Genomic DNA, 22884 nt, shown 5'->3' with positions numbered 1-22884 from the left:
CGTGGCCTCCGGATGCGTCGGGCTGTGAATGCGGCCGCCGAGCAGCAGCAACGTGGGGGCCCCGGACACGACTGTCACGTCGTAAAACGTACGGGGTGCCGATGACGCCGGATCAGCCGACCGACAGGGCGGGCGGCTGGAGCGGGCGCACGTCGGTGACGTCAGAAACGTCGACGACTTCGGCGTCGATGTAGTCGGCTGGCCGGCCCGGAGCGCGCCGAGCGGCATACCAGCGTCCGCCGGCGACCGTGGCGGCCGCCAGCGGCGTATGCCGGCCCAGCCCGGCGGTGGCCGCCGCAGCCAGCAGTGGACGGGCGGCGGTCCGGGTGGGCGGCGCCAGCAGCAGCAAGCCCATCAGCGTGGTCAGCGGCCCCGGAACCAGGATCAGCAGCGTGCCCGCCGCGATCAGCCCGCCATCGGCGAGCACGCCCGGCTTGAGGCCCGACCGCAGCCGGCCGATCTGGCGGCGAAGCTGCCCGGCCGACAACGCCAGCCCCGCCACGAAGGCGCCCAGCAGCAGCAGCAGCGTCCAGCCGAATCCGATTGCCCAGATCAGCGCGGCAGCCGCGGCCGACTCGGCCAGGACGTAGACCACAAACATCCGCAACACAGCGCTCGCCATGCCACCCCAACGTCCGGGACGCCGAGGAGGTTCCCTCGGGGCACACCGGGGCATACGTTGATGCGATGACGACCATCGAACTCGCCACCCCGGACGGACCCATCGACGCGTTGCTGGATATTCCGGACGGGCCGGGCCCATGGCCCGGGGTGGTGGTGATTCACGACGCCATCGGATACGCCGCGGACATGGCGGCCATCTCCGGGCACGTCGCCGAGGCGGGTTATCTCGCGGTGTCGCCGAACCTGTACTCGCGCGGCGGCCGGGCCCGCTGCATCACCCGGGTGTTCCGGGAGCTGCTGACCCAGCGCGGCCGCGCGCTCGATGACATCATCGCCGCCCGCGATCACCTGCTGGGCATGCCGGAGTGCTCCGGCAAGGTGGGGATCGCCGGATTCTGTATGGGCGGACAATTCGCGTTGATCTTGTCGCCCAAGGGATTCGGCGCCTCCGCCCCGTTCTACGGCACCCCGCTGCCCCGGCAGCTGAGCGAGACGCTCGAGGGCGCCTGCCCGATCGTGGCCAGTTTCGGGGGACGCGACCCGATGGGTATCGGCGCACCCAATCGGTTACGACGGATCGTCGAGCACAAAAACATCCCGCACGACATCAAGGTCTACCCCGGCGCCGGACACAGCTTCGCCAACAAGCTGCCGGCCCAGCCGCTGATCCGCATCGCCGGCTTCGGCTACAACGAAGCCGCGACCGCCGATGCCTGGGCACGGGTATTCGCGTTCTTCGGCGAACACCTGCGCGCCGACAGCGGCGACTAAGCGGTGGCCGCCGTGGCGAGCACCCGCGGGAACAGGACGTTGTTCTCCTTGTGCACGTGCAAGTGGATGTCGCTCTCCAGGTCCGCCAGGCCGGACAGCATCGCGGTGTAGCTGGCACAGGCGTCCGCCGGAATGGTGTAGCCGTCGGTGAGCTCACGCAGTTCGGCGAGCAGGCGGCCGGCGTTGTCGTGCTCCTGCTGGTTTGCGGCGAGTTCGTTGCGTAACTCGTCGGAGAGCGGACGGTCCGGCCGGCCGGCCCGCAGGCTGATCTCGGGGAACAGCATGGTCTCCTCGGTGCGCAGATGCGGCTCCATGCCGGCGCGCAGCTGGTGGAAGAGCTCCCGGACGCGTACGAGTTCGCCGTGGTTGCGGCCGTGCACCCGCGCCACCTTGTCGACCAGCTCCGCCAACCGTGGGAACTCGTCCCACAGGAAGCGGTGGTGGGTGCTGACGATGTGGGCGATCAGCGCAGGGTCGTCGAAGCCGGCCCAGTCGGCGCGCTGAGCGGGCGCTGTGGAGCTGTTGAGCGCGGCGAGCAGCTCCTGGGCGTCGACACCGTCGGCAGCGCACGCGTCACCGAGCGTGCGCTGGCCATGGCAGCAGAAGTCGATCCCGAACCTGCTCAGGATGCGGGTGGTCGACGGGTCGGCGGTGACGATGTCGCCAAGGATCTGGTCGGAGGTGAAGGCGGCCACGAGAACTCCTGGGTTGTCGGCGGGTCAATCCAACAATGGCAATTTCAATGATTGAAGTCCACTATATGTGACCCGGTCGCGTCCTCAGCCGGCGGCGGTCAGCGCCAGCCCGACGTTGTTATGCATGCCGCCCCGCAGCTTGCTGAACACGTTGAACACCCGGCCGATGAGCCCATAGCGCTTGCCGATCGCGGCGTAGACGGCGCCGTTGTCGGACTTGTCCAGGACGGTGGCCAGCGCCTCGATCGGCTCACCTTTGGGACGGCCCCGCATGTCACAGACCGCCAGGGTGACGCGCGGGGTGTTACGGATCCGCTTGACCTTCCACGACGATTCCTGGGTGATTACCAACAGCCGGTCGCCGTCGGCGGCCGCCCACACCGGAGTCGGCTTGGGGCGGCCGTCTTTGGTGAACGTGGTCAGCAGCAGGTAGTCGGACTGGGCGAGGTCAGCAAAGGTCGGTGCCACGGACGCGAATCTACCCGCCCGGAGCCGCGGCGCCGGAAGCGTGACAACGGGGCGAGTCGGGCCGGGCTACAGCGGAGGCCGGCTCGGCAGCGGGTGCAGCTCGGCCAGCTTGGGCAGCGCGGGCTTCGGCTGGGCCGAGTCCACGTAGGCGGCCACCGCGTCGGCGGAGATCAGACCGTAGCGGACCAGCAGATCAACGGCGTTGAGGCCGAAGTGCTGGGCGACCCGGAGCAGGTTGTCGGCGGTGATGAGCCGGCCTTCGTGTGCCGCCTTGTAGTAGGCGGACTTGCGGTAGCCGAAAGCTTCATAGACTTCGGTCGCAGGCAGCGGCCGACCGATCAGATAGGGCAGCACCACCGACGGGTCTTTATCACGATCGTCCATGGTTTTAGACCATAGTCCTGTTAGAAGGGCGATGACCAGACCAGCGTACCAGATTCCTCGGCTTTTCTTACATTGATGTCAGTTTCCTGCCACGTTACGAGCATCGGATTGCGATCATCTTCGCCCGGTCAGCGCGGCATCCGCCGCCAGAGGGCCTGCGGCACCAGCCGCATCACGGCGAACATCGGCCGCAGTAGCCAGGGCACGGCGACCATGCGTCGGCCCCGGGCGAGCGCGCGAGCGGTTGCGTCCGCCACCTGGGCCGGCGTGCTGGCCGGCGGAGCCGGTTTCATACCGGCCGTCATCCGCCCGATGACGAACCCCGGACGCACGATCAGCAACTGCACGCCGGTGCCGTGCAAGGCATCGGCAAGTCCGTTGGCGAACCCGTCCAGACCGGCCTTGGCCGAGCCGTAGACGTAGTTGGCGCGGCGGACCCGCACCCCCGCGATCGACGAGAACACCACCAGGCGGCCCCGGCCGGCCGCGCGCATCGCCGCGGCCAGGTGGGTGAGCAAGCTGACCTGTGCAACGTAGTCGGTGTGGACCACGGCCACCGCGTGCGCGGCATCGGATTCCGCGCGGGCCTGGTCGCCCAGGATCCCGAAGGCCAGCACCGCGGTGCCGATCGGGCCGTGCTCGGCGATCAGGGCCGCGACCAGGGGGCCGTGCCCGGCCAGGTCGTCGGCGTCGAACTCTATGGTGTGCACCGCCGCGGCACCCGCGTTGCGCACCGCGGCGACCTGGGCGTCGAGCCGGTCAGCAGCGCGGGCGGCCAGCACCACCGTCGCGCCGGGCGCCAGTCGGCACGCCAACTCCACGCCGATTTCGCTGCGCCCGCCGAAAATCACCACCGGCCCGTCCACCGTGTCGTTCACGGCTGCGATTATCGCCTGCGCTAGCGTGAACGGTGATGGCGAACGCGACGACCCGGCTGACCAGCGACGCGCTGGCGTTTCTCACTGAACGCCACCTGGCGATGCTGACCACCCTGCGCGCCGACAACTCTCCACACGTCGTCGCGGTCGGCTTCACCTTTGATCCGAAAACCCACATCGCCCGGGTGATCACCACCGGCGGTTCGCAGAAGGCGGTCAACGCCGAGCGCGCCGGGGTGGCCGTGCTGAGCCAAGTCGACGGCGCGCGCTGGCTCTCGCTGGAGGGCCGCGCCAGCGTCAACGACGCGGCCGCCGCCGTGCGTGACGCGGAGCTGCGCTATGCCCAGCGATACCGCACGCCGCGGGTGAACCCGCAGCGCGTGGTGATCGAAGTGCAGGTAGAGCGCGTGCTCGGGTCGGCCGACCTGCTCGATCGCGGCAACCGTTAGCCCGGTACCACGACCAGATCGTGCGGCCGGTTGTTCAGTGGCTCGGCGCCGTCCTCGGTGACGATCACGATGTCTTCGATCCGGGCGCCCCACTCGCCGGGGAAATAGATGCCCGGCTCGACCGAGAACGCCATCCCGGCGGCCAGCGCAACGTCGTTGCCGGCGACGATGTAGGGCTCCTCATGCACCGACAAGCCGATGCCGTGGCCGGTGCGGTGCACGAAGTAGTCCGCCAATCCCGCTTCGGCCAGCACATCGCGTGCCGCCGCGTCGACCTGCTGCGCCGGAACCCCGGGGCGGATGCACTCGACCGCCGCGCGCTGCGCCCGCTGCAAGACCGAATACCGCTGCGCCACTTGCGGATCCGGCTCCCCCAGGCTGTAGGTCCGGGTCGAGTCGGAATGGTATCCAGGCTCGACCGGGCCGCCGATGTCCACCACGACGATGTCGCCGGTTTCTAGCTCGCGGTTCGAGCACTCGTGGTGCGGGTCGGCGCCGTGCGGCCCGGAACCGACGATGATGAATGCGACCTCCGAATGCCCCTCGGCGACAATCGCTTCAGCGATGTCTGCGGCGACGTCGGCCTCGGTGCGGCCCGGCACCAGAAACTCCGGCACCCGGGCGTGCACCCGATCGATCGCTGCACCGGCCCTACGCAGCGCGTCGATCTCGCTGGGGTCCTTGATCATTCGCAGTTCGCGCAACACCTCGGTGGCCAGCACCGGAGTCGTGCGCAGCACATCGGTCAGCGGCAGCAGATGCAAGGCCGGCATCGACTCGGTGACCGCCGCGGAAGTCGGCGATGCACCCAGCGCCGCGCCCACCAGGCGGTAGGGATCCTGCCCGTCGACCCAGTCCTGCACTGCGATACCCAGGTCGGCCACCGCCGATTCGCGCAGCGCCGCCAACTCCAGCCGCGGCACCACCATGGTGGGCCGGCCGGACGCGGGCACCACCAACGCGGTCAGCCGCTCGAAGGTCTGGGCGCGCGACCCGATCAGGTAGCGCAGGTCGTAGCCCGGGGTGATCACCATCCCGTCCAGGCCGGCGTCGGCGGTGGCGGCGGCCGCGGCGGCCAGGCGGTCGGCGTACACGGAGCTGTCGAACCGGGAAGTCACGCACACCAGGCTAACCGGCCCGCGAGTGCGAATCTCACGAGGCGACACGCCTGAGTGCCGTCGTGGTATTCCCACTCGCGGGGGGAAATAGGGTGGCAATCATGCCTGCTCCCGTGCTGCTGCTCGACGGTGCCAGTATGTGGTTCCGGTCCTACTTCGGGGTGCCGTCTTCGATCACCGCTCCCGACGGCCGTCCGGTGAACGCCGTGCGCGGCTTCTTCGACTCGGTGGCCACCCTGATCACCCGGCAGCGTCCCGGCCGGTTGGCGGTCTGCCTGGATCTGGACTGGCGGCCGCAGTGGCGGGTCGACCTCATCGCCTCCTACAAGGCGCACCGGGTGGCTGAAGAAGTGCCCGACGACCCAGATGTCGAGGAGGTCCCCGACGACCTGAGTCCCCAGGTGGAGATGATCGCCGAGCTGCTCGACGCGTTCGGGATCGCCACCGCCGGGGCGCCGGACTTCGAGGCCGATGACGTGCTGGGCACGCTGGCCGCGGCCGAACGCAAGGATCCGGTGATCGTGGTCAGCGGCGACCGTGACCTGCTGCAGGTGGTCGCCGACCGCCCGGTTCCGGTGTCGGTGCTCTACCTCGGGCGCGGGCTGGCGCAGGCGACCCTGTTCGGCCCGGCGGAGGTGGCGCAGCGCTACGGTCTGCCCGCCGAGCGCGCCGGCGCCGCCTACGCCGAGATGGCGCTGCTGCGCGGGGACCCGTCGGACGGGCTGCCCGGTGTGCCCGGGATCGGCGAGAAGACAGCGGTCGGGCTGCTGGCCCGGTACGGCTCGCTGGCGGCCGTGCTGGACGCCGCGGCTGATCCGGGCTCGCCGATGGCCAAGGGAGTGCGAGCCAAATTGCAGGCGGCGCAAGACTATATCGCCGCCGCCGGCCCGGTGGTGCGGGTGGCTACCGACGCCCCGGTCAAGCTGTCGACACCGTCGGACACCTTGCCGCTGGCGGCGGCCGACCCCGCTCGCGTCGCCGAACTGGCCGACCGCTTCGGCGTCGGATCCTCGATCGCCCGGCTGCAGCGGGCACTCGACACGCTGCCGGACTGAGCTACTTGGGCCGGCCGACCTCGTAGGTACCCGAGTTGTCCTGGAAGGTGACGGTCACCTGACGCTTGGTGCCATCGATGCTGACCTCGCAGTTGAACGTGTCGCCCTGCTTGACCACCGGGCTCTGACCGTTGTTGCACCGGACGTCCTTGACGTTCTTCGCGCCGTAGCCGTTGGTCTGGTCGGCCAGGATCTGCTGCACGCCCTGCTGCGCCTTTTCGACGTCGAGCTTGGTGGTCACGAAGAACCCGGGCTTCCAGAACCCCAGCACCAGCACCACCAGAGCGGCGATGCCCACGCATGCGGCGAGCACGGTGCCGACCAGCGCGGTCGGGCGCTTGTTCGCCGGCCCGGCTTGACCGAACTGGCCCGGCTGTTGGGGGTACTGACCGTACTGACCGGGTTGGCCGTACTGGCCCGGCTGCCCGTACTGGCCGGGCTGGCCGTACTGGCCGGGCTGCCCGTACTGACCCGGCTGGCCGTACTGAGCGGGTTGCCCGTACTGGCCATACTGGGCCGGCTGGCCGTACTGCTCCGGTTGCGGATAGCCGGGATACTGCGGCGCCGAGGGGTAGGACGTCTGCTGCGGGTACTGCGACGGCGTGTAGGCCGGCGGCTGCCACTGCTGCTCGGCGCCGGTTGCAGGACTCTGGCCGGTGCCCGGCTGTTCTTCGGGCTGTCCGGGCTGCTGAGGCTGCCACGGCTGCGTCGGGTCATATCCCTGCGGTCCGCTCATCGTTGTTCCTCGAGTCCTCTCACGTAGCGGGTGCTGATCACCGCCGGCTCTCCACCGTAGCGCCCGGACCAGCCTACCCGGCGTCAACGGCGACCACGCCGCGCAAAACCGTGTCGATGGCCTGTTTTGCGGTTGCGCGCAGGTCGGCTCCGGGCGCCGCATTGCGCAGCTGATCGAGCAGGTCGAGCACCTGGCGGCACCAGCGCACAAAGTCACCCGCCGACAACGGCGAACCGGCCCCGGCCGCGTCCGAAGCGTCCAGCGCCGAAGCCAGGTCGCCGGTGCGAGCCCAGCGATACACCGCGGCGACGAAGCCCTCGTCGGGCTCACGGCTCGCGGTGATGCCGTGCCGGCGCTCGTCGGCCCGCAGCGCCGCGGCGAGCCTGCGGGTCTGATGCAGCGCCCGGCGCACCGGCTCGGTGGGCGGTTGCAGGGTGGGCGGCCCACCCGGGCTGTCCGCACCGCGTGATTCGTAGAGCACCGCGGAGACCACTGCGGCCAGTTCCGCCGGGCCGAGACCGTCCCACGCCCCGGTCCGCAGACACTCGGCGACCAAAAGGTCGCTCTCGCTGTAGATCCGGGCCAGCATCCGGCCGTCGGAGGTCACCTTCGGATCACCGTCACCCACGGCGATAAAGTCCCGCTCGGCGAGCAGCCCGACGATCCGGTCGAAGGTGCGGGCCAGCGAGTTGGTGGCCGCCTCGACCTTGCGGCGCAGCTGCGCATTGTCGGCCTCTACCCGCAGGTAGCGCTCGGCGGTGCGCACCTTGGCCTCGCGATCCGGCTCGGCGTGGGTCGGGTGGTCGCGCATGCGCTGGCGCAGCGCGGCCAGTTCCGGATCCACCGGTTCCTCCGGCGGCCCGCTGCCGCGCCGCCGGCGCGGGTTGGGCACCACCAGCCCGGCCGCCGCGGACCGCAACGCCGAGGCTAGGTCGCGACGGACCCGGGGCTGGCGGTGCTCCACCCGCTTGGGCAGGCTCATGGTGCCGATCGGCGGTATGGCGCCGGAGTAGTCGGCCGAGGAGATCCGGCCGGCCCACCGGTGCTCGGTGAGGACCAGCGGCCGCGGTTCGTCGGAGTCCCGGTCGGCTTGCAGCACCACCGCCAGACCACTGCGGCGGCCGTGGGTCAAGGTGATGATGTCGCCTTTCCGCAACGCCGCCAAGGCATCACTGGCGGCCCGACGGCGCTGCAACCGGGAGGCACGCGCCTGGGCGCGTTCCCGTTCGGAGATCTTCGCCCGCAGCCGGGCGTAATCGAGTACCGCCGCGTCGCGGCCGCCGAGTTCGGCGGCGATCTCATCGAGCATCCGTTCGCCGCGTTCGGCGCCGCGCACCAGGCCGACCACGGAGCGGTCGGCCTGATACTGGGCGAACGACTGCTCCAACAACCGGTGGGCCTGCTCGGGGCCCATCTGCTGGACAAGGTTGATCGTCATGTTGTACGACGGCGCGAACGAGCTGCGCAGCGGGAAGGTACGGGTAGATGCCAGCCCGGCCACCTGGTCGGGATCGGCGGTGGCCTCCCCCGGATGCCACAGCACCACCGCATGGCCCTCGACGTCGATGCCGCGCCGGCCGGCCCGCCCGGTCAGCTGGGTGTACTCCCCCGGCGTCAATGCGGCGTGCTGTTCGCCGTTGAACTTGACCAAGCGTTCCAGCACCACCGTGCGGGCGGGCATGTTGATGCCCAGCGCCAGGGTCTCGGTGGCGAACACGGCCTTGACCAGGCCGGCGGCGAACAACTCCTCGACAGTGTGGCGAAACACCGGCAGCAGCCCGGCGTGGTGGCCCGCCAGCCCGCGCAGCAGCCCCTCGCGCCATTCGTAATAGCCCAACACGGCCAGGTCGTCGTCGGCGAGGTCACCGCAGCGGTGGTCGATCACCTCGGCGATCCGGGCGCGCTCGGACTCGGTGGTCAACCGCAGCGGTGAACGCAGGCACTGCTTGACTGCGGCATCGCAGCCGGCGCGGGAGAACACGAAGGTGATCGCCGGCAGCAGCCCGGCCGAGTCCAGCACCGCGATCACATCGGGGCGCATCGGGGGCCGGTAGGCCGGGCGCCCTGGGCCGCCCCGGCCCGAGTGGCGGCGTGGTGAGAAGTCGGTGAGCCGGTCGGCTTCGCGGCGGTGGGCGATGTGCCGCAACAGTTGTGGGTCCACGTGCGGGCGGCCCGGCCCCTCGGCGCCGGGCCCGGATTCGAACAAGTCGAAGAGCCGCTTGCCGACCATCATGTGCTGCCACAGCGGCACCGGACGGTGCTCGTCGACGACAACGGTGGTGTCCCCGCGCACGGTCTGGATCCAGCCGCCGAATTCCTCGGCGTTGCTGACTGTGGCCGACAGGCTGACCAGCCGCACCTCATCGGCCAGGTGCAAGATGACCTCCTCCCAGACCGCGCCGCGCATCCGGTCGGCCAGGAAGTGCACCTCATCCATCACCACATGCGAAAGCCCCTGCAGAGCAGGCGAACCCGCGTAGAGCATGTTGCGCAACACCTCGGTGGTCATCACTACCACCGGCGCGTTGGCGTTGACCGACAGGTCACCGGTCAAAAGCCCGACCCGGTCCTTGCCGTAGCGGGCGACCAAGTCGGTGTGCTTCTGGTTGCTCAGCGCCTTGATCGGGGTGGTGTAGAAGCACTTGCCGCCGGCGGCCAGGGCCAGGTGCACCGCGAACTCCCCGACCACGGTTTTGCCGGCGCCGGTCGGGGCGCACACCAGCACACCTCGGCCGTCCTGCAGTGCCTGGCATGCCCGGCGCTGGAAGTCGTCCAGCCCGAACGGCAGTTCCGTGGCGAACCGGCTCAGTTCGGTCATGCCGGGCAGCTACTCATGCGGCGCGGCGACGGGGGCGGGAGCTTCGATGGGCGAGGCTTCGTCGTCGGGCAGTGGTGCGGCCGCCTCCCGCTTGGCCTTGCGCTTGTCGTGCAGCCGGGCGATCTGGATCGCGAGCTCCAGCAGCAGCGTCAGCGCTAGGCCCAGCGCGGTCATCGAGAAGGGATCGGAGCCCGGCGTGGCGACCGCCGCGAACGCGAACACTGCGAAGATCAACCCGCGCCGCCATGCGGCCAGCCGGGCGTAGCTGAGCACGCCGACCTGATTGAGCATCACGATCAGCAAGGGGAACTCGAAGCTGATCCCGAACACCAGCAGCAGGTTGATCAGGAAACCGAAATAGCGTTCGCCGGACAGCGCGGTCACCTGGACGTCGCTGCCGATGGTCAACAGAAAGCCCAGCGCTTTGGCCAGCACCAGATAAGCCAGGACGGCGCCGGTGACGAACAGCACGGCCGCCGACACGACGAACACCACCGCGAAGCGGCGCTCTTTGCGGTACAGCCCCGGTGTGATGAAGGCCCACAGCTGGTAGAACCAGATCGGGCAGGCCAGCACCACGCCGGCGGCGACAGCGACCTTGAGCCGGAGCATGAACTGATCGAACGGCCCGGTGGCCAGCAGTCGGCAGTGCCCGTCAGAAGCGATCTGTGCTCGCGCGGAGTCGGGCAGCGCACAATAGGGATGTCTTAGCCACTCGCCGAGACTTTCCATCCCCAGGAAGCCGTGCGAGTACCAGGCGAACCCGAAGGCGGTGGTCACCGCGATCCCGGCCAATGAGAGCAGCAACCGGGTGCGCAGTTCACGGATGTGGTCGACGAGCGACATCGTCCCGTCGGGATTGGTGCGGCTGCGCCGTTGGCGTGGGTCAAGCCGCTTGACGAAGCTGGTGGCACGCACCATCACGGGGCGCTCGGGCGCTGCGGAGACGAGAGCCTAGGCCGACCGTGGGTCAGCCGGTGGCTCGACGCGTTCGGACTGTACTGGTGATGGCGTGGCAGATGGTTCCGCCTTGCTCTCGCCCTGCAGTTCGCGGATCTCGGATTTGAAGATTCGCAGCGACTTGCCGAGCGACCGTGCCGCGTCGGGGAGCCGCTTGGCGCCGAACAGCACGACCACTACGAGCAACAGGATTGCCCAGTGCCACGGACTGAGACTGCCCACTTCGGATACCTCCAGACGTCGCCTCGATGCTACCGCAGTACCGCAGGTCGGCCCGCCTCCGCGCAGCGCGGGCTGCTAGCCGGAGCCGGTATGTACCACGCCATACACCGCCAGTGCGGCCGCCGCGGCATCGCGCACCCGGGCCGCCAGCGACTCCGGCGCCACCACCTGCACCTCGTCGCCCATCCCCAGCAGCAGCCGGGTCAACCACTCGTCGGAGGCGTACGTCAGCTCCGCCTCGCGCCACCCGTCGGACAGCTCCGCCACCAGACGCATCGGGTAGTACTCGAACATCCACGCTGCTGAGGGCGCCACCCGCACGGTCGCGACCGGCATCGACGGATCGGCGTCGAACAACGACGTGTCGGTCTCAGCCTGCCGCGCCGGTTCCGGCGGCGTGGACGGCTCGTCGAGCACCTCGGCTCCGTCGATGCGGTCGAAGCGGAACAACCGCACACCGGCTGACTCGCGACACCAGGCCTCCAGGTAGCTGTGGTTGGCGATCAGCACCACCCGGATCGGGTCGACGACCCGGTGCGACGAGGTGTCGCGCGAGGCGGCGTAGTAGTCGATGGCCAGGGCACGGTGGCGGCGCACGGCGTCGCGGACCACGTCGGCGGCCGCGTTGTCGTCGCCGGCGGCCTCGGAGGCTTCCTGCACCGCGGTGCCGGCGGCGTTCTCGATCTTGGCGATCGCGCTGCGGGCGGCCCGGGGGTCGACGATGCCGGGCATGTCGACCAGCGCCCGTAGCGCCATCAGCATGGCGGTGGCCTCGCGCGAGGTCAGCCGCAAGGGCCGATCCACTCCCGCGGATTCGTAGACGTCGATGCGATCTTCGTAGAACGTCAGGTCGATCAGGTCCCCGGGCCCGTAACCGGGCAACCCGCACACCGCCAGCTGCTCCAGGTCGCTCTGCAACTGGCCCAAACTCACCCCGAGTTCGGCGGCGGCCTGCTCTTTGGTGATGCCCGGGCGGGCCAGGAAATAGGGCACCATGTTGAGCAGCCGGACCAGCCGGGTCGACAGCGGGCTCACGCCGGCACCCCCCGGGCGCAAGCGGTGAGGCGGGCCACCACGTCGTCGCGCAGCGTGGGCGGGTCCAGGACGACGGCGTCGGCCCCATGCCCGGCGATCTCCCGGGCCAGCCGGTCGTGGGTGCCGATGTCGACGCCGATGACGTCGCCGTCGCGGTCGGCCAACGACTCGCGGCCCAGTACCGTGCCGGCTCGGCGCAGCGCCACGGCCCGACCGTCGGCGACCCAGATACGCGCCTGCAGACCACTGGGAGCCTCCCCTACGGCGGCCGCGACGATCTGGCGCAGATCGGCGGTGTCGGGGCGGGTGACCGCGCCCGGCGGCCCGATCGGTGTGACATCGTCGGCGATCCGCGACATCCGGAAGGTGCGTACCGCATCGCGGTCGCGGTCGTGGCCCACCAGGTACCAGCGTCCGCCGTGGGTGACCACCCCCCACGGCTCCACGGTGCGGGTGCTGTAGGGCGCCACCGGTGACGGGCGATGGCCGAACTGCACGGCCTGCCCCGCCTGGACGGCGTCCATCAGCGCCCGCAGCGCCGGCTCGGCGCGATGGATGCCCGGCAGCGCCGCCGGCGGGGCAACCAGCACGTCGGCGCGGTCCGCGTCCACATCGACACCGGCGGCCTGCAGTTTGGTCACCGCGCCCTGGGCGTTGGCGCGCAACTCCGGCGACTGCCACAGCTGGACGGCGACCGCGACCGCGGCCGCTTCTTCGTGGGTGAGTTCGATCGCGGGCAGCGCGTATGCCTCGGGGTTGATCCGGTAGCCCTCGACCGGGTCCAGACCCGACACCTTCCCGGTCTCCAGCGGAATGCCCAGGTCACGCAGCTCGTTCTTGTCGCGCTCGAACATCCGGGAGAAGGCGTCGAGGTTCTGGGTGCTGTCGTAGCCCGCGACGTTGGTGCGGATCTTCTCCGCGGTGAGGTAACCGCGAGTGGACAGCAACGCGATGACCAGGTTCAAGAGCCGTTCGACTTTGGCGGTCGCCATGAGAAGAGAGGATAGGCGCTACATACTGGCGATCAGGCGTTTGACCCGCTCGTCAACGGACCGGAACGGGTCCTTGCACAGCACGGTGCGCTGGGCCTGATCGTTGAGCTTGAGGTGCACCCAGTCGACGGTGAAGTCGCGTCCGGCCGCCTGTGCGGCACTGATGAATTCACCGCGCAGCTTGGCCCGGGTGGTCTGCGGCGGGGTGTCGACCGCCTCGTCGACCTCCTCGTCGGTGGTGACCCGGGCGGCCAGGCCTTTGCGCTGCAGCAGATCGAACACGCCGCGGCCGCGTTTGATGTCGTGATAGGCCAGATCCAGCTGGGCGATCTTCGGGTCCGACAGCTCCATGTCGTAGCGATCCTGGTAGCGCTGGAACAGCTTTCGCTTGATCACCCAGTCGATCTCGGTGTCCACCTTGGCGAAATCCTGGGTTTCCACGGCGTCGAGCTGGCGGCCCCACAAGTCGATGACCTGCTCGAGCTGCGGGTTGCTGGCCCGCGTCCGCACGTACTCCACGGCCCGCCCGAAGTATTCGCGCTGGATGTCCAGGGCGCCGGCTTGGCGTCCGCCGGCCAGCCGCACCGGCCGGCGGCCGGTGACGTCGTGGCTGACCTCGCGGATCGCCCGGATGGGGTTGTCGAGGGAGAAGTCGCGGAAGGGCACGCCGGCCTCGATCATCTCCAGCACCAGCGCCGCGCTGCCCACCTTGAGCAGCGTCGAGGTCTCGGACATGTTCGAGTCGCCGACGATGACGTGCAGCCGCCGGTACTTCTCGGCGTCGGCGTGCGGTTCGTCGCGGGTGTTGATGATCGGGCGGGAGCGCGTGGTCGCGCTGGAGACGCCTTCCCAGATGTGCTCGGCGCGCTGCGACAGGCAGAAGGTGGCGGCTTTGGGGGTCTGCAGGACCTTGCCGGCGCCGCAGATCAGCTGGCGGGTCACCAGGAACGGCAGCAGCACATCGGAGATCCGGGAGAACTCCCCGGCCCGCACGATCAGGTAGTTCTCGTGGCAGCCGTAGGAGTTGCCGGCCGAGTCGGTGTTGTTCTTGAACAGGTAGATGTCGCCGCCGATGCCCTCATCGGCCAGCCGCTGCTCGGCATCGATGAGCAGGTCTTCGAGCACCCGTTCACCGGCCCGGTCGTGGGTGACCAGCTGGGTCAGGTTGTCGCACTCGGCGGTCGCGTACTCGGGATGGCTGCCGACATCCAGGTATAACCGAGCGCCGTTGCGCAGGAAGACATTCGAACTACGGCCCCACGACACCACCCGGCGGAACAGGTACCGCGCCACCTCGTCGGGCGACAGGCGCCGGTGGCCGTGGAAGGTGCAGGTGACACCGAACTCGGTCTCGATGCCCATGATTCTGCGCTGCACGTCATCGAGCGTAGCCGTTGAGTAACCGCAACGGTGGTCAGGCCGGGGGGTTCGCCGCCGTGTCGAGGGTTTCCAGGACCACCTCGGCCACCTGCCGCATGGTGGTCCGCTTGTCCATCGCCGCCCGCTGAATCCACTTGAACGCTTCGGGCTCGCTCAGTCCCTGCTTGGCCTGCAGCAGGCCCTTGGCCCGCTCGATGAGCTTGCGCGTTGCCAGTTGCTCCGACAGGGTGCTGACTTCGCGTTCCAGCGCGGCGATCTCCTCGGAGCGGCTGACTGCCAACTCGATGGCCGGGACCAGGTCACCAGCGGTGAAGGGCTTGACCAGATAGGCCATCGCCCCGGCGTCGCGGGCCCGTTCCACCAGGTCGCGCTGGCTGAACGCGGTGAGCATGACGATCGGCGCGATGCGTTTGCCGGCGATCTCCGAGGCCGCGTCGATGCCGTCGCGGCGCGGCATCTTCACGTCGAGGATCACCAGGTCCGGGCGCAGCAGCTCGGCCAGCTCCACGGCCTCCTGGCCGTCGCAGGCCTCGCCGACCACTTCGTAGCCCTCTTCCCGCAGCATTTCGGCGAGGTCCAGCCGGATCAGCGCCTCGTCCTCGGCGATCAGGACCCGGCGGGCAGGGCGCGCGGCGCTCTCGGATGTCGACGCAGTCACCACCCCATTCTGTCGCGGCTGGCGGCCGCGGCAACCCCGCGGGGCATCGTCTAAGGTGGAGACCCGCGCCCAAGCGCTTACGCCCTCGTATCCCAACTGGCAGAGGAAACGGATTCAAAACCCGTACAGTGTGAGTTCGAATCTCACCGAGGGCACCACCATCACCGCCGGAAGCTCGGTCCGTCGGCGGCTCGCGTCACGCGATCTGTGGAGCAAGCTCGGCCAGCCTGGGCAGGACGATGTCACGCCAGCCCGGGCCCATGCGTTCGCACGCATCGTGGTCGCGCTTGTCGTCGAGATCGAATCCGGAGTGCTCCAGCAGCAGGCGTGTCCCGCGTCCCTCGGCGACGACTCGCCAGGTCAGGGTCCAGACGTCGTTGAAGGTGTAGACAAAAAGTTCTGGCCGCACCGACTCCACGACCCGGCAGGGAATCGAGCCGAATCCGGGCATCTGCAAGTGGAACTCGTGGCCGACGTTCTCCGCGATGTCGCCGGGCACCCACCACTTCTCCAGCAGCGCGGGTTCGGTCAGCGCCCGCCAGACCTTCGCGGGCGGGGCCGCGATGAATTGATCGACCGTGACGGCTCCGGTGCGGGCGTAGGTCATCGGGACCCCTCCTCGTTCTCCAGCAAATCGGCCAAGCTGCGCAGCCGTTCGCGCCAGAATCGCTCGAACGGCTGCAGCCACTCACTCACCTGCGCCAGAGGCGCGGGCTCGAGATAGTAGAGGCGTTGCCGCCCGACCGGTTCGTCGCGAACCAGCGCCGCGCGGCGTAGGACCTGCAGGTGTTCGGCGACGGCGGGACGACTCAGCTCGAATTGGCTGGCCAGATCGCCGGCTGTCCTGGGGCCGTCGGCCAACAGCTCCAACAGGCGCCGCCGGGACGGGCTGGCCATCGCGGTGAAGACGTCTTCGGGCACGCCGGAACTTTATGTCGGATCCTTCCGACATGTCAACTATTTCCGACGTATTTCAGCGTGGTGCATACATGATCACGGCGACCCCGGCCAGGCAGATCAGCGCACCGAGGACATCGGCGCGATCGGGCCGGAACCCGTCGAAGGCCACTCCCCAGGCCAGCGAACCCGCCACGAACACCCCTCCGTAGGCGGCCAGGATCCGGCCGAAGTGGGCGTCGGGCTGCCACGTCGCCACGAACCCGTACAACCCCAGGGCGATCACCCCGGCCCCGGCCCACAGCAGGCCGCGTTGTTCACGCACCCCCTGCCACACCAGCCAGGCGCCGCCGATCTCGGCGACGGCGGCGAGCACGAACAGCGCGATCGAACGCAGCACCATGGCCCCCGACGTTAGCCGCCCGGTGAAACCGCCAACTGCGCAGCTCACCGGATTAGGCTGTCGATTGTGACCGTCAAGCGGTTCCTGGCGGTGCCGGCCGAGGCCCAGGGCCCCTACCGGCACTCGCACTGCATACCGGCCCGCACCCGGCATTACGCGGCGCGGCTGTCGCAGCGGCTGCGGATCCTCAAGGTCTCCGCCGGGCTGGCTGCGATCATCAGTGCGGGCTTCGGGCTGCTGGAGATCTGGGCCGATCCCACCTATTGGTGGATCGGTGCGCTCAATCTGATCGCCGCCGCCGCCTTCGTGCTGACCCCGCTGCTCTACCACTACGGCGAGCTGATCGCGCCCCTGACATTCGTGGGCATCGCCTACCTGACGACGTTCGTGATCTGCTGGGTGGTCGGGACCGGCTCGGGCATCCAGTTCTACTTCCTGGCGTCGGCATCGATCAGCGTGCTCATCCTCGGCGTCGACCGGATCACATTGGCCGCCGTCGTGGCAGGCCTCGGCGCCGCGCTGACGATCGCCCTGCAGTTCCTGGTCCCTGCCGACAAGCTGAATCAGCCGGCCTGGCTGCACAACCTGTCCTTCGCGCTGGTGGTGGTCTCGGCGTGCTTCATGGTGGTCGCCACGGTCTGGTTCGCGCTGAGCGAGATCGCGCACGCCGAAGCGGCGATGGAGGCCGAGTACGAACGTTCCGAAGCGCTGTTGGCCAACATCTTGCCCACGGCGGTCGCCGACCGGCTGAAGAACCCGGCCGTCGACGTGATCGCTGACAGCTATCCGGACGCCTCGGTGCTGTTCGCCGATATCGCCGACTTCACCCGGCGGGCCAGCCAGACCGATCCGGGCCGGCTGGTCGAATTCCTCAACGAGCTCTACACCGGTCTCGACCGGCTCGTCGACACGCATGGGCTGGAGAAGATCAAGACCAGCGGCGACTCCTACATGGTGGTCAGCGGCGTGCCCGAGCCGAGACCGGATCACCTGCATGCGCTGGCGCGGCTGGCGCTCGACATCGCCGACACCGTCGCCGAACTGCGCGATCCGCTGAGCCGACCGGTGTCGCTGCGGATCGGGCTGGCCGCCGGGCCGGTGGTCGCCGGGGTGGTCGGCAATCGCCGGTTCTTCTACGACGTGTGGGGCGATGCGGTGAACCTGGCCTCCCGGATGGAGTCCACCGGCGTCGCGAACCGCATCCAGGTACCGCGGGAGGTCCACGAGCGGTTGAGCAGTGATTTCGTGTTCGAGGAACGCGGCGACGTCGACGTCAAGGGCAAGGGCGTCATGCACACCTGGTTCCTGGTGGGTGCGCGCCGGCCCGGCGCGCACGGTCCGGCGGCCCGGTCGCTGTCGGTCCCTGCGCGCTGACCTGGGGACGCGACCGGCTTCGGTAGGGTGCCGAATCAGGGTGTCCCACGACGCAGAGGAGCGTGATGACGAAGCTTCTGGCCGTGCTCGGCTCGCTGGCTGGACTCGCCACCACCCTCAACGGCTACCGCCCGCTGACCAAGCACGGCTACGCGTCGCTGTACGCGTTCGCGTTCGGGGTATTCGCCTCCGAGCTTCCGCTGCAACTCATCGCCGGGCAGTCCGCGGCGTTGGCAGCGGTGTCGCGCTGGTTGCCGCCGCGGGCAAGACGGTTCGGTTGGGTGGTGTCGGCGCTGTCCTGGCTGGGCCTGCTCGGGCTGAGCCACGCCGGGCGCACCGCCAATCGGCCGCTCACCGCGGCGCTGGACGCCGAGCTCGGCGCGGGCCGGCGCACCGACGGCGCTGACCTGTGGAAGCGGCCGGGCCCCGACGGCGAAATCGCCAAAGCGCCCGGGCTGGTGCGCATGATGCGGGTCTACCGCGACTACGCCACGGACGCCGACATCCCCTACGGCGAATACGGCGGCCGCAACACCCTCGATGTGTGGCGGCACCGCGACCTCCCCCGCGATGGCCGCGCGCCGGTGCTGCTCCAGATTCCCGGGGGCGCCTGGATGGTGGGAAGCAAACGGGGCCAAGCACATCCGCTGATGGCCCACCTGGTGGAGCGGGGCTGGGTGTGCGTGTCGATCAACTACCGGCTCAGCCCACGTTCCACCTGGCCCGACCACATCGTCGACGTCAAACGGGCCCTGGCCTGGACCAAAGCCCACATCGCCGACTACGGCGGCGACCCGGACTGGGTGGCGGTGACCGGCGGGTCGGCGGGCGGTCACCTGTGCGCGTTGACCGCGCTGACGGCCGGCGACCCCCGGTTCCAGCCGGGTTTCGCCGATGCCGACACCAGCGTGCGGGCGGCGATTCCGTTCTACGGCATCTACGACTTCACCGGCGACACCGATCTGCATCCGCTGCTGGCACCGGCACTGAGCGCCTACGTGTTCAAGCAGAGCCGGCGCCGGTTCCCGGACACCTACCGCGCCGCATCACCCATGACGTACATATCCGCTGATGCGCCACCGTTTTTCGTGCTGCACGGCCGCAACGACTCGCTGGTGCCCGTCGAGCAGGCCCGCGTCTTCACCGCCCGGTTGCGCGACGTCAGCACGAGCCCCGTCGTCTATGCGGAGTTGCCGGTGGCCCAGCACGCCTTCGATATCTTCGGCTCGCCGCGGGCAGCGCATGCCGCGCTGGCTGTCGAGCAGTTCCTCGCCGAGATCTACGCCTCGCAGGTCGCCCCGGCCGCCTGACGCGGTGATCAGGGCCAATCCCCCGGCCGCACGCCGGTATCTGTGCCAGACTTCGGCCATGGAAACAACCCCTTCCGGTCTGCTGCCGCATCTGTGGAAGTCGACACTGGTCTCCGGTGTGCTGGCCCTGGCCCTGGGCGTGCTGATCCTGGTGTGGCCGGGCCGGACCATCCTGGCCGCCGCCGTGCTGTTCGGCATCTATCTGGTGATCACCGGCGTTGCTCAGCTGATCTTCGCGTTCAGTCTGCCCATCGTGTCCGCGGGCGGGCGGGTGCTGCTGTTTCTCAGTGGTACCGCCTCGGTGATTCTGGCCGTGCTGTGTTTCCGGCACTTCAACGCCGACGAGGAAGCCCTCGCGGTGTTGCTGCTGGCCATCTGGATCGCGGTCGGCTTCATTTTCCGCGGTGTGGCCACCACCGTCGCGGCCATCAGTGACCCGGCGCTGCCGGGCCGTGGCTGGCAGATCGTCATGGGTGTGGTCAGCCTGCTGGCCGGGTTGGTGACGCTGGCGGCGCCGTTCACCTCGCTGTGGATCCTGGCGCTGGTGGTCGGCAGCTGGCTGATCGTCATCGGGATCGTCGAGATCATCACGGCCTTGCGGGTGCGGGCGGCGTCCCGCCGGATCGACGCGGCGGTGTCGGGCAGATAGCCGCCCTACCAGCTCGGGGACCCGCTGGCGCCAACGCGGGTACCCTGAGATCTGACCCGTTTGACACCTGTCTGATGCTCTGATGTGGAGTCCGCGCAATGCCCGAGCCCGGGATGCCTTCGCTGTCGCCTGAGTCTCAACCGTCCTGGCCGCCGGCCGGCGGCGGCTATCCCCCGCCGGGCTACCCGTACCCGTATCCGGTGCCCGGGCAGTACCCCGGCCACCCCGGCTATCCTCCGCCGGGCCCGCGCAGCGCGCCCCGGAACGGTGCCGGCATCGCCGCCTTGGTGGTCGCCATCGCCGGCATCGTGACCGCGCTGTCGGTGATCGGCGGTGTGGTGCTCGGCATCGTCGCTATGGTGCTCGGGTTCGTCGGCCACGGCCGGGCCAAGCGCGGTGAAGCCGACAACGGCGGGGTCGCGATCGCCGGTATCGTGCTCGGGGCGCTGGCCGTGGTGGCCGGAATCGGCTGCATCTTCGTCTACGTCGGCATCTGGCGGACCGCCGGCGGCGGTGACTACGTGGACTGCATGACGAAGGCCGGCTCCGATACTGCCGCCCAGCAGCAGTGCACCGAGCGGTTCCGGGAGCACTTCGAGAACAAGTTCGGTAGCGCCGAAGCACCCTTGGTACAGGAGTCGTCGGATCCGGCGCTGATGCCGGCTTAGATCTGCGCGTCAGCGTTTGGCGCTCGGGAAGTACTTCAGGACGCCCTCTTGGGTGACGGTGGCGATCAGCTGCCCGGACCGGTCGAAGAAGTGCCCGCTGCCCAACCCGCGTGAGTCCGCGGCCACCGGGGAGGACGTCGAGTACAGCACCCAGTCGTCGAAACGCACCGGCCGGTGAAACCACAGGCTGTGGTTGGCGCTGGCCGCGAAAATCCGGTCGAAGCCCCACGACAGCCCATGGGTGGTGATGATCGAATCGAGCACCGTGGTGTCCGACGAATACACCATCAGCGCGGTATGCAGCACCGGGTCTTCGGGCAGCACTCCGTCGGCCTTCATCCAGACCCGATTGTGTTCGAGCCGCTCGCCCTTGTCGCGCATCACCCAGGCGGGGTCGTTGGTGTAGCGCCATTCGATCGGATGCGGCGCGTTGACGAAGCCGGGCACGACCTCTTCGTAGCCCTTGAGTATCTCTCGGACCCGGGGCAGCGACTCCGGCTCGGCGACCGTCGGCGCTGCCACGCTGTGCTCGAGTCCGCGGCCCCCCGATAGGTAGGAGACCATCGCGGTGGCGACCAGGGTGTCGCCCTGCATCGCGTCGACCCGGCGGTTGGCGAAACGGCGTTCGTCGCGCAGCCGGTGCACCCGGAATTCAATGTCGCGGGCCGGATCTCCGCCGTTGATGAAATGGACCGCCAGTGCGCCGGGCGGCAGGGTGTCGGCGACGGTGCGGCTCGCGGCGACAAACGACTGCGCCATCAGCTGTCCACCGAAGGTGCGCAGCGGGGTCTTGCTGGGATGCGATCCGACGAACACGTCGTCTTGGGTGGCCTTGAGATCCAGGATGGCCAACAGCTCCACGAAGTCCGTGTTCGACTCGGCCGGCACTAGACGTCGTCCTCCCCGATCCGGTGTACGTGGATCAGGTTGGTCGAGCCCACCGTGCCAGGCGGGGCGCCTGCGACGATGACCACCAGATCACCGCGCTGGTAGCGGCCCAGATCCAGCAACGCCTTGTCGACCTGACGGATCATGCCGTCGGTCGACTGCATCTGCGGGACGATGAATGTCTCAGTGCCCCAAGTCATTGCGAGTTGGCTGCGGACTTCGGGCAGCGCGGTGAAGGCCAGCAACGGCAGCGGGGTGTGCAACCGCGCCAGCCGCCGGACAGTGTCACCCGACTGAGTGAACGCCACCAGTGCCTTGGCGTCGAGCCGCTCACCGATCTCGCGGGCCGCGTATGAGATCACCCCGCGTTTGGTGCGCGGCACATGCGTCAACGGCGGTGCGGCCGTGGAATTCTCCTCCACCGCACACACGATCCTGCTCATCGTCCGCACCGCCTCCAGGGCATACTTGCCCACCGCGGTCTCACCGGAGAGCATCACCGCGTCGGCGCCGTCGAGCACCGCGTTGGCCACATCGGACGCCTCGGCGCGGGTCGGCCGGAAGTTCTCGATCATCGACTCCAGCATCTGGGTCGCGACGATCACCGGCCGGGCGTTCTCCCGCGCCACCTGGATGGCACGCTTCTGCACCAACGGCACTTCTTCGAGGGCGAGCTCCACCCCCAGGTCGCCACGAGCCACCATCACCGCGTCGAAGGCCAGCACCACGGCCTCGAGGTCATCGATCGCCTCGGGCTTCTCCAATTTGGCGATCACCGGGACCCGGCGCCCAACCCGGTCCATCACCTCGTGCACCAACTCCACGTCCGAAGGCGAGCGCACGAACGACAGCGCCACCATGTCGACGCCGAGGTCGAGGGCGAATTCCAGGTCCTCGATGTCTTTTTCCGACAGCGCGGGCGCGGAGACGTTCATGCCCGGCAGGGACATGCCCTTGTGGTTGCTGACCGGACCGCCCTCGGTGACGGTGCACACCACGTCGTCGCCGTCGATGTGCTCCACCACAAGGCCGACCTTGCCGTCGTCGACCAGGACCCGATCGCCGGGTGCGGCATCGGCGGCCAGCTGCTTGTAGGTGGTGGAGACCCGATCGTGGTCACCGGGGCAATCGGCGACGGTGATGCGCACCGTCTCACCGTTCGCCCAATAGGTGGGGCCGTCGGCGAAGCGACCCAGGCGGATCTTGGGTCCCTGCAGATCGGCGAGCACGCCGACCGCCCGCCCGGTCGCGTCCGAGGCGATGCGCACCCATTCGTAAGAAGCTCGGTGGTCTTCGTGGTCGCCGTGGCTGAAGTTCAGTCGGGCCACATCCATGCCGGCATCGACCAATGCCCTGACCATCTCCGCGGAGTGGGTCGCCGGGCCGAGAGTGCAGACGATCTTGCCGCGCCTATTCACGACGCCAGCATAGTCGGGCCGCCTGAGCTGTCTT

Annotated in this window: 26 protein-coding genes and 1 tRNA gene; 8 read left to right on the top strand and 19 right to left on the bottom strand. The window is 69.1% G+C overall.

Going from position 1 to position 22884, the window contains the following annotated elements; genetic code table 11:
* Positions 1-112: 112 nt before the first annotated feature.
* Positions 113-622, bottom strand: coding sequence for an FxsA family protein (locus tag AC5Y4Q_RS15280; RefSeq protein ID WP_499959522.1), 510 nt, complete (start codon positions 620-622; stop codon positions 113-115).
* Between the two features lie 65 nt (positions 623-687).
* On the opposite strand from AC5Y4Q_RS15280, the gene AC5Y4Q_RS15275 reads away from it, so the two are divergent.
* On the top strand, positions 688-1395 hold the full coding sequence (locus AC5Y4Q_RS15275; protein WP_064920673.1) for a dienelactone hydrolase family protein: 708 nt from the start codon (positions 688-690) through the stop codon (positions 1393-1395).
* Here the strand turns inward: AC5Y4Q_RS15275 and ric are convergent.
* The 4 genes from ric to AC5Y4Q_RS15255 all read right to left on the bottom strand — a co-directional run bounded on the left by ric (position 1392) and on the right by AC5Y4Q_RS15255 (position 3820).
* A complete protein-coding gene (gene ric, locus AC5Y4Q_RS15270; RefSeq protein ID WP_125224478.1) occupies positions 1392-2090 on the bottom strand; it encodes an iron-sulfur cluster repair di-iron protein in 699 nt (232 codons plus the stop codon). The genes AC5Y4Q_RS15275 and ric overlap by 4 nt on opposite strands.
* 84 nt (positions 2091-2174) lie before the next feature.
* Positions 2175-2558, bottom strand: coding sequence for a PPOX class F420-dependent oxidoreductase (locus tag AC5Y4Q_RS15265; protein WP_499959520.1), 384 nt, complete (start codon positions 2556-2558; stop codon positions 2175-2177).
* Positions 2559-2624: 66 nt separating this feature from the next.
* A complete protein-coding gene (locus tag AC5Y4Q_RS15260; protein WP_064920676.1) occupies positions 2625-2942 on the bottom strand; it encodes a hypothetical protein in 318 nt (105 codons plus the stop codon).
* Between the two features lie 128 nt (positions 2943-3070).
* Positions 3071-3820 carry an SDR family NAD(P)-dependent oxidoreductase gene (locus AC5Y4Q_RS15255; protein ID WP_499959518.1) on the bottom strand — a complete coding sequence of 250 codons (750 nt, stop codon included), beginning with the start codon at positions 3818-3820 and terminating at the stop codon, positions 3071-3073.
* A 35-nt stretch (positions 3821-3855) separates the two neighbouring features.
* Here AC5Y4Q_RS15255 and AC5Y4Q_RS15250 point away from each other — a divergent pair, with 35 nt between their 5' ends.
* Positions 3856-4269, top strand: a complete 414-nt coding sequence (locus AC5Y4Q_RS15250) for a F420-dependent biliverdin reductase (RefSeq protein WP_064920678.1) — start codon at positions 3856-3858, stop codon at positions 4267-4269.
* Here the strand turns inward: AC5Y4Q_RS15250 and AC5Y4Q_RS15245 are convergent.
* Positions 4266-5387 (bottom strand): M24 family metallopeptidase, encoded by a 1122-nt coding sequence (locus AC5Y4Q_RS15245; RefSeq protein ID WP_064920679.1) that lies wholly within the window; start codon positions 5385-5387, stop codon positions 4266-4268. The two genes, AC5Y4Q_RS15250 and AC5Y4Q_RS15245, sit on opposite strands and share 4 nt — an antisense overlap.
* 101 nt (positions 5388-5488) lie before the next feature.
* Here AC5Y4Q_RS15245 and AC5Y4Q_RS15240 point away from each other — a divergent pair, with 101 nt between their 5' ends.
* A complete protein-coding gene (locus AC5Y4Q_RS15240) occupies positions 5489-6442 on the top strand; it encodes a 5'-3' exonuclease (protein WP_499959517.1) in 954 nt (317 codons plus the stop codon).
* 1 nt (position 6443) lies between these two features.
* Here the strand turns inward: AC5Y4Q_RS15240 and AC5Y4Q_RS15235 are convergent, their stop codons facing one another.
* From AC5Y4Q_RS15235 to AC5Y4Q_RS15200, 8 genes are all read right to left on the bottom strand, one after another.
* Positions 6444-7178, bottom strand: coding sequence for a DUF4333 domain-containing protein (locus tag AC5Y4Q_RS15235; protein ID WP_064920680.1), 735 nt, complete (start codon positions 7176-7178; stop codon positions 6444-6446).
* 73 nt (positions 7179-7251) lie between these two features.
* Positions 7252-9996, bottom strand: coding sequence for a DEAD/DEAH box helicase (locus AC5Y4Q_RS15230; RefSeq protein ID WP_499959515.1), 2745 nt, complete (start codon positions 9994-9996; stop codon positions 7252-7254).
* Positions 9997-10005: 9 nt separating this feature from the next.
* On the bottom strand, positions 10006-10917 hold the full coding sequence (tatC, locus tag AC5Y4Q_RS15225) for a twin-arginine translocase subunit TatC (RefSeq protein ID WP_064920722.1): 912 nt from the start codon (positions 10915-10917) through the stop codon (positions 10006-10008).
* A gap of 33 nt (positions 10918-10950) precedes the next feature.
* On the bottom strand, positions 10951-11178 hold the full coding sequence (gene tatA, locus AC5Y4Q_RS15220; protein WP_064920682.1) for a Sec-independent protein translocase subunit TatA: 228 nt from the start codon (positions 11176-11178) through the stop codon (positions 10951-10953).
* A 75-nt stretch (positions 11179-11253) separates the two neighbouring features.
* Positions 11254-12213: a helix-turn-helix transcriptional regulator gene (locus tag AC5Y4Q_RS15215; protein ID WP_499959512.1), complete on the bottom strand. Its 960-nt coding sequence runs from the start codon at positions 12211-12213 to the stop codon at positions 11254-11256.
* The gene (locus AC5Y4Q_RS15210) at positions 12210-13205 is read right to left on the bottom strand and encodes a helix-turn-helix transcriptional regulator (protein WP_499959510.1); all 996 of its coding nucleotides are present in this window, start codon (positions 13203-13205) and stop codon (positions 12210-12212) included. Before AC5Y4Q_RS15210 ends, AC5Y4Q_RS15215 begins: the two co-directional genes overlap by 4 nt.
* 18 nt (positions 13206-13223) lie before the next feature.
* A complete protein-coding gene (gene pafA / locus AC5Y4Q_RS15205) occupies positions 13224-14582 on the bottom strand; it encodes a Pup--protein ligase (protein ID WP_109535593.1) in 1359 nt (452 codons plus the stop codon).
* A 37-nt stretch (positions 14583-14619) separates the two neighbouring features.
* Positions 14620-15243 (bottom strand): ANTAR domain-containing response regulator, encoded by a 624-nt coding sequence (locus tag AC5Y4Q_RS15200; protein ID WP_064920724.1) that lies wholly within the window; start codon positions 15241-15243, stop codon positions 14620-14622.
* 81 nt (positions 15244-15324) lie between these two features.
* Between AC5Y4Q_RS15200 and AC5Y4Q_RS15195 the strand changes: the two genes are divergently transcribed.
* Positions 15325-15401, top strand: a tRNA-Leu gene (locus tag AC5Y4Q_RS15195).
* 38 nt (positions 15402-15439) lie between these two features.
* On the opposite strand, the gene AC5Y4Q_RS15190 is transcribed toward AC5Y4Q_RS15195, so the two are convergent.
* From AC5Y4Q_RS15190 to AC5Y4Q_RS15180, 3 genes are read right to left on the bottom strand one after another with little or no spacing between them, the layout of a single operon-like run.
* Positions 15440-15850 carry an SRPBCC family protein gene (locus AC5Y4Q_RS15190; protein WP_499959507.1) on the bottom strand — a complete coding sequence of 137 codons (411 nt, stop codon included), beginning with the start codon at positions 15848-15850 and terminating at the stop codon, positions 15440-15442.
* The gene (locus tag AC5Y4Q_RS15185; protein ID WP_499959506.1) at positions 15847-16164 is read right to left on the bottom strand and encodes an ArsR/SmtB family transcription factor; all 318 of its coding nucleotides are present in this window, start codon (positions 16162-16164) and stop codon (positions 15847-15849) included. The genes AC5Y4Q_RS15190 and AC5Y4Q_RS15185 overlap by 4 nt, the downstream gene beginning before the upstream one ends.
* Positions 16165-16216: 52 nt before the next feature.
* On the bottom strand, positions 16217-16543 hold the full coding sequence (locus AC5Y4Q_RS15180) for a YnfA family protein (RefSeq protein ID WP_499959504.1): 327 nt from the start codon (positions 16541-16543) through the stop codon (positions 16217-16219).
* A gap of 66 nt (positions 16544-16609) precedes the next feature.
* Between AC5Y4Q_RS15180 and AC5Y4Q_RS15175 the strand changes: the two genes are divergently transcribed.
* The 4 genes from AC5Y4Q_RS15175 (at position 16610) to AC5Y4Q_RS15160 (ending at position 20544) form a co-directional block, all read left to right on the top strand.
* A complete protein-coding gene (locus AC5Y4Q_RS15175) occupies positions 16610-17917 on the top strand; it encodes an adenylate/guanylate cyclase domain-containing protein (protein WP_499959502.1) in 1308 nt (435 codons plus the stop codon).
* A 65-nt stretch (positions 17918-17982) separates the two neighbouring features.
* Positions 17983-19227, top strand: coding sequence for an alpha/beta hydrolase fold domain-containing protein (locus AC5Y4Q_RS15170; protein ID WP_499959500.1), 1245 nt, complete (start codon positions 17983-17985; stop codon positions 19225-19227).
* Positions 19228-19267: 40 nt separating this feature from the next.
* A complete protein-coding gene (locus AC5Y4Q_RS15165; protein WP_419179700.1) occupies positions 19268-19876 on the top strand; it encodes an HdeD family acid-resistance protein in 609 nt (202 codons plus the stop codon).
* A 98-nt stretch (positions 19877-19974) separates the two neighbouring features.
* The gene (locus AC5Y4Q_RS15160) at positions 19975-20544 is read left to right on the top strand and encodes a DUF4190 domain-containing protein (RefSeq protein WP_064920687.1); all 570 of its coding nucleotides are present in this window, start codon (positions 19975-19977) and stop codon (positions 20542-20544) included.
* Between the two features lie 9 nt (positions 20545-20553).
* On the opposite strand, the gene AC5Y4Q_RS15155 is transcribed toward AC5Y4Q_RS15160, so the two are convergent.
* Positions 20554-21432: an acyl-CoA thioesterase II gene (locus AC5Y4Q_RS15155; RefSeq protein ID WP_125224490.1), complete on the bottom strand. Its 879-nt coding sequence runs from the start codon at positions 21430-21432 to the stop codon at positions 20554-20556.
* Positions 21432-22850, bottom strand: coding sequence for a pyruvate kinase (pyk, locus tag AC5Y4Q_RS15150; protein ID WP_064920689.1), 1419 nt, complete (start codon positions 22848-22850; stop codon positions 21432-21434). Before pyk ends, AC5Y4Q_RS15155 begins: the two co-directional genes overlap by 1 nt.
* Between the last annotated feature and the right edge of the window lie 34 nt (positions 22851-22884).

The organism is Mycobacterium sp. NGS16 (genome assembly GCF_059813225.1).
The sequence above is the reverse complement of the archived record's forward strand: the minus strand, read 5'-3'. Positions and strand labels throughout refer to the sequence as shown.

Bases quoted from the DNA above. Each gene is read 5' to 3' on its own strand.
- AC5Y4Q_RS15280 (WP_499959522.1), bottom strand. From the start codon at position 622: ATGGCGAGCGCTGTGTTGCGGATGTTTGTGGTCTACGTCCTGGCCGAG.
- AC5Y4Q_RS15275 (WP_064920673.1), top strand. From the start codon at position 688: ATGACGACCATCGAACTCGCCACCCCGGACGGACCCATCGACGCGTTG.
- AC5Y4Q_RS15260 (WP_064920676.1), bottom strand. From the start codon at position 2,942: ATGGACGATCGTGATAAAGACCCGTCGGTGGTGCTGCCCTATCTGATC.
- AC5Y4Q_RS15250 (WP_064920678.1), top strand. From the start codon at position 3,856: ATGGCGAACGCGACGACCCGGCTGACCAGCGACGCGCTGGCGTTTCTC.
- AC5Y4Q_RS15240 (WP_499959517.1), top strand. From the start codon at position 5,489: ATGCCTGCTCCCGTGCTGCTGCTCGACGGTGCCAGTATGTGGTTCCGG.
- AC5Y4Q_RS15235 (WP_064920680.1), bottom strand. From the start codon at position 7,178: ATGAGCGGACCGCAGGGATATGACCCGACGCAGCCGTGGCAGCCTCAG.
- AC5Y4Q_RS15230 (WP_499959515.1), bottom strand. From the start codon at position 9,996: ATGACCGAACTGAGCCGGTTCGCCACGGAACTGCCGTTCGGGCTGGAC.
- tatC (WP_064920722.1), bottom strand. From the start codon at position 10,917: ATGGTGCGTGCCACCAGCTTCGTCAAGCGGCTTGACCCACGCCAACGG.
- AC5Y4Q_RS15210 (WP_499959510.1), bottom strand. From the start codon at position 13,205: ATGGCGACCGCCAAAGTCGAACGGCTCTTGAACCTGGTCATCGCGTTG.
- AC5Y4Q_RS15190 (WP_499959507.1), bottom strand. From the start codon at position 15,850: ATGACCTACGCCCGCACCGGAGCCGTCACGGTCGATCAATTCATCGCG.
- AC5Y4Q_RS15180 (WP_499959504.1), bottom strand. From the start codon at position 16,543: ATGGTGCTGCGTTCGATCGCGCTGTTCGTGCTCGCCGCCGTCGCCGAG.
- AC5Y4Q_RS15170 (WP_499959500.1), top strand. From the start codon at position 17,983: ATGACGAAGCTTCTGGCCGTGCTCGGCTCGCTGGCTGGACTCGCCACC.
- AC5Y4Q_RS15160 (WP_064920687.1), top strand. From the start codon at position 19,975: ATGCCCGAGCCCGGGATGCCTTCGCTGTCGCCTGAGTCTCAACCGTCC.